Raw genomic sequence first — 8,317 nt, 5'->3', positions numbered from 1 at the left:
TCGATTCTTTGTCTGTCGGTAGGCAGCCTACGCACGGAAACGACAGACATTTTTTCAACTACTTGATATTCCCTCTTTACCTCGCCCCCTTAAGTTGAGCTCTAGGTACCTGCGCGGAAAGGACGGGTTTTAAGTTTTTAGTCTTTACCACTTGTGGGTAATAATATGCTTTTGGGTTATTGTGCCGGAGGTTATTGAAATTGTCTATATTTGCGAAGTTATCATCCTATTCGATGCAGATCTACGCAAGATCATCGAGGATTTTGCAAGCACCTGTTCAGAAAACACTCACGTAATGTTCATAAATTGACTTGCAGATGAAAACCTGGGACCAGCCTAGAATGTCAATATGCCGTCCAAAAAAGTATAAAGATCCCAAAAGTTAAGGCCTACGACAGGCAAAGAATTTGCCCCCCCGGGGGTCTTTTTTTATACCTTAATCGTATAGTTTCAATTCTCAGAGTGGTATAATTTTAATCCAATATATTAAAGGAAATAGTTTCGTGTGATGACTTAGCAGACCCAACCCTCCTTCGAAGCCTGTGAGAGAGCTTGTCAAAACGGGGATTTGGAAAATATTAGAGAAAAATAAAGAATTCCTCTTTTCGGGAGACTTCTTTCAAAAACCTATTAATAAACTCTTAGCGTATAAGCATTTTGGAGTATACAGGCCTCTAATGGATTCGGATGACCAGTTTAAAAAAAGTTTGTGATGGATCATTTGATGGGTTGTAGGAAGCGTATTATCGATGACTATGAAAAATTTGTGATTTATTCCGCGAGCGGGCCATGCAGCCCGTTATACTGGAGTAAGCAACTTATTCTATTCCATTCAAGATAAACGGGGAGGTCAATCGAAACCCGATATTGTCGATAAAATTTTTGAAATTATAGACGATCAATTGTTAAAGACAAAAGATTGTAAAAAATATCTGGAATCGATTATGGAAATTCTTAAGCAGCTCCTTAATTTAGGACTTTTTTGGAGAGAGTGTTCAGCGTTACAATTTTTGGTATCCGCTTGGAAAGCTTAGTATCTTAAAACAACTATAATGAACGGTGTGCCTCCTTAAAATTATTAAATAAATGGACGACTGCCTGCCAGCAACAAATCTACCAACTTGATTTAGCCCATTTGGCGGCTCAGAATTCTCAATGGGAAACCATTAAAAATGGTTATTGAGCACCGTCAAAGACTTTGAAGTGCTTGCTGACATCCATGGGCAAACGCTTTTAAAGGGATTATTACACTCCTATATCGATGATCCTACATTAAAGTATTTATTGCAGCTCGATCAGAAGCGTCCTTTTCAAGGAGAAAAAACGAAAAATTTATTAATCGAGACGCGCCTTTAAAATCATTGCTGCTCATTCCACCCCAACTAAGCAGATCCTGACACAGAAATGAAGAGCTTGAACAGGCTATTATTTTTGGAAAACGGTACCGATGTGAATCGCCAATTCGACATGATCGAGTTGATTTTTTTGAAGTCAAAATTGAAAGAGATGTCCGTTGCAAAGGATGAAGATAGTCAATACTGGGGCAATGCTGCCTATTGTACAGCCTTGGTATTGATGAACCCTGCGAGTTATCATGAGATAAACAATAAAGAAATTAACGATTGGCTAAAAAAAGCAGCGATAGAATGCAGAAATACAAAAGCTTGCATAACATTAATCAAATGACTTATGAACGTTACTCAATATATTCCTTCCTCAGAAGAGGAGACTAAATCATTGGTAGCTGAAACTTCAGCTGGAGAAAATCTCGTGTGGGAGGCCTTTAAAATACTCTGCCAGAATACGGATGGATGTCCTCAAGATTATTTACCGATGGAAATTGGTGTGGCTATCTGCAAAAAAAATGTCCCATGGAATATCGACACCTGGTTTGATCAACTTGTCCAGAAATTTATTTTTTTGCCCAAGCACCCACATGACTTCCCTTCTTTAAAATTAGCCGAAGATTACTTTGATTTTCGCAGGGAAGTAGTAGTTCATTGAAGTAGTAGTTCATTATAGAGATAGAAATTGGCGTGTTGAGTTTGATTCGTTTTGCGAATTTTTAACGATTGTTTCTAAATTTTTTGTTACGAGTGAGAAGCAAGATTTCTGCGGATTACTCCATTTTTTTTAAATACTTTTATTCTCCAGTCGAATTTGAAACTTTAATGGCTGGAGAAGGTGAGGGCCCCTTTACAACAATAGTAGCTATTCATCAGCAGTTCAATCCGCAGTTGAGTTGGTTAAGACATTAGATCCTTTATCGGCTGGGATCTATTTTATGACGCTAATATTGAATGCTTTTTCAATTGCGAGCTATAAAACGAGGGCAATAAGAGAGTCTGAGACTACTAGCTTAGATATAGCGGAAATAAAGCTTCCGATTCAGGGCTACCAAAGTCAGCTATTTGATATAGTCCAACCATTAGTGGATAACTATAATAAATTGGGGGATGAGGATCAGCAAAAAATTTCCGGTGTATTACAAGCGTTATTATTGCAATATGCTTATCCAGAATTGGACGACATAAAAGAAGTGCTTAAAGTTCCTGAATGTGAAAAAGGTATAAAACAAGCGTGGGAAAATCATTTACAAAAATGAATAAGATATAAGCGTAAAAATATAAGCGTAAAAGTCTACCTCGAGTACCTAAAGCAGTTTCCACAATTGTCATTAGCAAATAAGCCTACCACTTTTCAACCACAACCAAATAGACAAGAAGAAATGAAAGAAAAATTGGCAGAAGGTAGTTGTACCCTCCAGCCTGAAATAGTAAGTTCGTTAACTGCGCAAATTTTCCAGATGCTTTAAGAATCGAGAAGCCGACATTTCGCCGACGATGCGGGAGTTTGGGATTTCTTTACCGTGAGGATCGAGGAAAAGAACTGTGGGGGGAGCGACCACACCGAAATGTTTTTCTAGCAGCGTACTTCCCTGATCATTGCGAGTGACATCGGCCCGGAGTAGACGAAAGCCAGCTAGCGCTTTTTGCACATTTTGGTTAGCGAAAGTAAATTGCTCCATTTGTTTGCAAGAAATACACCAATCGGCATAGAAATCAATCATCATCGATTGGCCTTTTGTTGTGGCCATTTTTAATTGATGCTCAATGTCAGGGAGTGTGTAAACGGCGGTGAAAGAAGGCCCTTTTTCTTTCTCGGGTAAAAATGCAAGGGAAATAGGACGCAGCGGGTTAGTGTTTCCTGAAAGGCCGCCGGTTACCAGCACAATACCGTAGACTAGAAGAAATAATCCGAAGGTTTTTCCGATTTTTTGCATTTTCGTTTGCGTAGTGGAGAGCGCGCTAAGAGTAATGGCTGAGCCAACAGCGAGAGCCGCCCAGAGAAACACCATTACCGTTCCCGGTAAGATACGAGCTAACAGCCAAACGGCGACAGCTAGCATCAAAACACCCAGGATGTGTTTGATGAGCGTCATCCACGGACCGGCCTTGGGTAACCATTTTTGGCTAAAAGCGCCGAGAAGTAACAACGGCGCGCCCATCCCGAGCCCCATCGTAAACAAAGCAATGCCCCCTAAGGACGCGTTGCCGGTATGGCTTATATAACCGAGGACTCCAACGAGGGCCGGCGTGACGCAAGGCGATAAAATAAGCGTGGATAAAGCACCCATTAACGCGCTTCCTAGATAAGTTCCGTGTTTTTGTCGATCGCTGGCTTGCGCGAGCCGTGTCTGCCATCGCTGCGGAAGTTGAAGGTCGTATAAGCTAAAAAGCGACAAGGCCATCACAATGAATAATAAGCTAAACAATCCAATAACCCAGGGATTTTGGAAGGCAGCTTGCACCGTGCTTCCGATAAAACCGAAAAAAACGCCAGCTATTGCGTAGGTGATTGCCATTCCCAGTACGTACATCAAGGATAAACCAAAAGCGCGTTTAGGGTATTTTTGCTGACCCACAATGATTCCGGATAACACCGGAATCATTGGCAGCACGCACGGTGTAAAAGAAAGCAGCAAACCAAAACCAAAAAAACTCAATAAAACAAAAAATAAATTCTTATGCGTCATAAGCTGGGTAACTCGATCTTGTTGGGTAATGGGCGGTGCTGCTTTGGGTCTAGGCGTTTTGCCAGGCGTAATATCGATCGCTAAAGGCATTACAGGCTGCATATAATTTCCAGCTAAATCAATAGCCACTGTTTTTGTGGTCGGGGGATAACAAAACCCTTTTTCGGAGCAGCCTTGATAATCGACCTTCAAATAAAGGGTTTGATCCATTGCTTTAATCACAGGGACCGAAATCCTTAATTGGTCTTGATATACCAGCAATTTTCCAATGCCAGGATAGTCTTTGACGGTCTCAATGCAAGGCCAGAGGGGTTTCCCGAGATAATCAGCTGATCTAAGCGATGAAAAGTGAATGTGATTTCGGTAAAGATAAAAGCCTGGCTTGATGTTCCATAGGCCAATTACCGTCTGATAATCCTTAGCCATCGCGCTAAATTGGAATGCCTGATCAACCGGCACAGGCTCCTCCGATGGCGCGTAAATTGGAAGAAAAAGCAAAACCAAAAGAGTTATTAATGGACAAATCATCGACTTATCTAAACACACTTCGACAACGAAGTGAATAACTGGTAGGCTCTTTCACGTGTCATTCAATGACTGAACCCCCGACTCTGGCGCATAAAAACAAGGGCGTTGCTGAGTGAGCAGTGGAAACAGGATGGTTATTTAAATAAATTTTATTCTAAATTTTTAGTATTCATGATCATAGCATTATGCCAAACATGGACATTAATACCCTGTTTCTTTCCAAGGGTGATTAGTTTTTTTCTGGTTCTGGGTATATTCTGATAAAACCAACTGCCAAAATGCACAAAAATTAAATGAATTGTGTGAGTTTTAAAAAAATTTAATAAATATAGGAATGCTGGTATGGCCGTAGATCTTTTTAGATTCTTCATGTCGTCGTATTCGTCTCCATTTTTGAATAAAACTTCCTTCGGTAATCACCAGATCTAAATTTTCTAATAAGTGATGGTATTCTTTATTAATCCAGATCATATCACCCGTATACAAGATTTTCTCTTTTCCCTTTTTTATCAGATAAGTTTGTGAATTCGCTTTGTGGCTATGATGAGTGGGAATGGGCATGATTTCATAAGAATCAAATGATTTTGGTTGGGTGAGCGCCTTAACCCATAAATTTCCTTTGAAACTTTCGGGGAGCGAAGATGGGCGTGTCAATAATATAATTCTTTTTAGGCTCGCGTACGAAGAAGGCGTGGTCGGGACGTAAATGGCTAATGAATATGTATTTTTGCTGATGAGTTAAAAAGCTTCTTCTCCGAGATCAAAAAGAAAAATGTCATTCACCAATACACCCGAATGATGGGGCTGGTAAGGGGCAGAACCCTCAATTCCCCCTCTCGTCCCTAATATTTTTATTTTCATAATTTAAAAATTATAGCTAAAAAATTATAGCTAAAAAATGGGAGAGGTGGCTTCGTTAAGAAGATCTCAACATTTGGCGTAACACAAACTGTAAAATCCCACCATGCTGGTAATAAGCCAATTCATTTTGTGTATTGATACGACAATGCAATGGAATTTTCTCAAAAGTTCCATTTTTTCGCTTAACTGTCATAATAACATCGCCTCCAGGCTTTAAATCATTTTCCAATCTGGTGATATCAATCACTTCGTTTCCTTCTAATTTTAAAGAATGACGATTATTGCCATTTTTGAATTCCAACGGCAACACACCCATATCGACTAAATTAGAACGATGGATACGTTCAAAACTTTCCGCCACCACTGCTTTAACGCCCAATAAACACGGACCTTTAGCGGCCCAATCGCGCGAAGAACCGGTACCATATTCTTTACCCGCGATCACCACCAACGGAATATTCTCGCTGCGATACTTCATCGCAGCGTCGTAAATGGAAAGCTGTTCCCCATCCGGAAAATGTTTTGTAAATCCGCCTTCCACCTTTGATAACATCTCATTACGAATACGAATGTTGGCAAACGTCCCGCGCATCAATACTTCGTGATTACCGCGGCGAGAACCATAAGAATTAAAATCTTTAATGTCGATCCCATGCTCAATTAAATATTTACCGGCTGGACTATCCGCTTTAATGGCGCCCGCGGGAGAAATATGATCCGTCGTTACACTGTCGCCTAAAATAGCTAAAATACGTGCGTCAATAATATTTCTTAAAGCCTTCGGTTTCGCACTCATGTTTTCAAAGAAAGGGGGATTTTTCACATAAGTGGAATTCGCTTGCCAACTGAAAGTATCTCCGGTAGACACATGAATACGCTGCCATTCTTCGTCTCCCTCGAATACATCGGCGTATTCTTTGTGGAACATATCATTGCGAACTTGCATCACCATTTTTGCAATCTCTCCGTTCGATGGCCAGATATCGTTTAAAAAAATAGGTTCTCCACGATCGTTATGACCTAGCGGATCTTTAGTAAGATCAATGCGCGTTGTGCCAGCAAGGGCAAAAGCAACCACCAGCGGTGGTGATGCTAACCAATTCGTTTTAACTAACGGATGAATACGACCTTCAAAATTACGATTGCCGGATAAAACGGATGACACAATAAGATCATTTTCCATCACCGTTTTAGCCACTGCCTCTGGTAAGGGTCCCGAATTGCCAATACAGGTCGTGCAGCCGTAGCCGACGAGATAAAAGCCAAGCTTTTCAAGATAATCAATTAATCCTGTTTTATGCAAATAATCTGTAACCACTTTGGATCCTGGCGCTAGCGATGCTTTAACCCAGGGTTTTCTTTGAAGCCCTTTTGCCACCGCGTTTTTTGCAAGCAAACCTGCGGCGAGCATTACGCTGGGATTGGAGGTATTCGTACAACTGGTGATGGCGGCGATCACGACATCGCCATGATGAAGATCAAAATTTCCGGTACTTTGAAAAGAGTGATCGAGTTCTTGATCGCGCTCAGCCGTCGCGATAACACCCTCGATGGTTTTCTTTAACTTCGCTAAGGGAACACGGTCCTGGGGGCGTTTTGGGCCAGCGAGACTTGGTTCGACGGTTGAAAGGTCAAGGGATAGCGTGTCTGAGAAAATAGGTTCGGGGGTATTTTCGTCGTGCCAAGTGCCTTGCGCTTTTGAATAAGCCTTGACGAGTTCGATCGCTTCAGCGTCTCGGCCGGTTAATTCTAAATATTTAATCGTTTCGGCATCGATAGGGAAAAGTCCGCAAGTGGCGCCATATTCAGGGGCCATGTTGCCGATAGTCGCTCGGTCAGCCAGAGAAAGCTCCGCTAAACCGGGGCCGTAGAATTCAACGAATTTTCCCACCACTCCTTTTTGACGCAGCATTTGAGTCACAGTTAAAACGAGGTCAGTTGCTGTAATGCCTTCGCGTAATTGACCAGAAAGATAAAAACCAATGACTTCGGGGATTAGCATGGAGATGGGCTGTCCCAGCATAGCAGCTTCGGCTTCGATTCCCCCGACGCCCCATCCCAAAACACCCAGTCCATTGATCATGGTCGTGTGACTGTCGGTTCCGACCACCGTGTCGGGATAAGCAAACCACTCACCGTTTTGTTGGCTAGACCACACGCCGCGGCCGAGGTATTCCAAATTCACTTGATGGCAAATACCGGTGCCTGGCGGCACTAATTGAAAATGACGAAACGCTTGTTGTCCCCATTTCAAGAAGGTATATCGTTCGTGGTTGTGCTCCATTTCAATATGTACGTTATCTCGAAGGGCCTCTTCGTTGCCGAATTCATCTACTTGCACGGAATGGTCGATGATAAGATCAACAGGGCAATGAGGGTTGATTTTGCTTGGATCCCCTTTCATGAGCGCCATCGTATCGCGCATCGCGGCTAAATCGACCACGGCGGGAACGCCGGTAAAATCTTGCATTAAGACTCGAGCAGGTCGATAAGCGATTTCGCGATCGGAATGTTTATCTTTCAGCCAGTGAGCGAACGCTTCAATATGCGTTTGAGTGACTGTTTCTCCATCTTCATGCCGTAATTGGTTTTCCAATAAAATTTTGAGTGAGTAAGGAAGGCGATGAATGTTTGAAAGACCGGCGTTTTCCGCCGCTTTTAAGCTATGGTAGTAGTAGGTTTTGCTACCAGCAGTTAATTCACGACATGTTTTTAATGAATTCGCCATCGTTACCTCGCAGCCAATTTTGGGCTTGAGCTTAACACATTCGAAAGTGCGACAGAAGTCGGTCGAGCCGCAGTTGCCCATGCTAATGACGAAGAAATTAAAAATCGCCCTTGAATTTTCATCACCTGCCCTTATATGGATTACTGATTGTCGCTCAGTTATTG

At 42.1% G+C, this 8,317-nt stretch carries 3 protein-coding genes and 2 pseudogenes; 2 read left to right on the top strand and 3 right to left on the bottom strand.

All coding sequences use genetic code 11. The features are described 5' to 3' along the window. Positions 1 to 523: 523 nt before the first annotated feature. Positions 524 to 2,815: pseudogene (locus tag OWO34_RS07790) on the top strand (hypothetical protein); the annotation flags it as partial. Here OWO34_RS07790 and dsbD read toward each other — a convergent pair. Beyond that, entirely contained in the window at positions 2,786 to 4,462 is a 1,677-nt protein-coding gene (dsbD, locus tag OWO34_RS07785) for a protein-disulfide reductase DsbD (protein WP_267257117.1), read from the bottom strand. The pseudogene OWO34_RS07790 and the gene dsbD sit on opposite strands and share 30 nt — an antisense overlap. Before the next feature lie 14 nt (positions 4,463 to 4,476). Here dsbD and OWO34_RS07780 point away from each other — a divergent pair, with 14 nt between their 5' ends. Continuing rightward, positions 4,477 to 4,602, top strand: a complete 126-nt coding sequence (locus OWO34_RS07780; RefSeq protein WP_267257116.1) for a hypothetical protein — start codon at positions 4,477 to 4,479, stop codon at positions 4,600 to 4,602. A gap of 111 nt (positions 4,603 to 4,713) precedes the next feature. Here the strand turns inward: OWO34_RS07780 and OWO34_RS07775 are convergent. Both OWO34_RS07775 and acnA read right to left on the bottom strand, forming a co-directional pair. Then, positions 4,714 to 5,425, bottom strand: a pseudogene (locus OWO34_RS07775) (MBL fold metallo-hydrolase). Positions 5,426 to 5,480: 55 nt separating this feature from the next. Next, the gene (gene acnA, locus OWO34_RS07770) at positions 5,481 to 8,234 is read right to left on the bottom strand and encodes an aconitate hydratase AcnA (RefSeq protein WP_267257115.1); all 2,754 of its coding nucleotides are present in this window, start codon (positions 8,232 to 8,234) and stop codon (positions 5,481 to 5,483) included. Positions 8,235 to 8,317 lie beyond the last annotated feature (83 nt).

Source organism: Coxiella endosymbiont of Ornithodoros maritimus, assembly GCF_907164965.1.
Lineage (GTDB): Bacteria > Pseudomonadota > Gammaproteobacteria > Coxiellales > Coxiellaceae > Coxiella.
Note: the sequence above shows the minus strand (reverse complement) of the source record. Positions and strands in the feature narration are given on the sequence as shown.

Coding starts and splice junctions, on each gene's coding strand:
- dsbD (WP_267257117.1), bottom strand. CDS start 4,462: ATGGCTAAGGATTATCAGACGGTAATTGGCCTATGGAACATCAAGCCA.
- OWO34_RS07780 (WP_267257116.1), top strand. CDS start 4,477: ATGCCTGATCAACCGGCACAGGCTCCTCCGATGGCGCGTAAATTGGAA.
- acnA (WP_267257115.1), bottom strand. CDS start 8,234: ATGGGCAACTGCGGCTCGACCGACTTCTGTCGCACTTTCGAATGTGTT.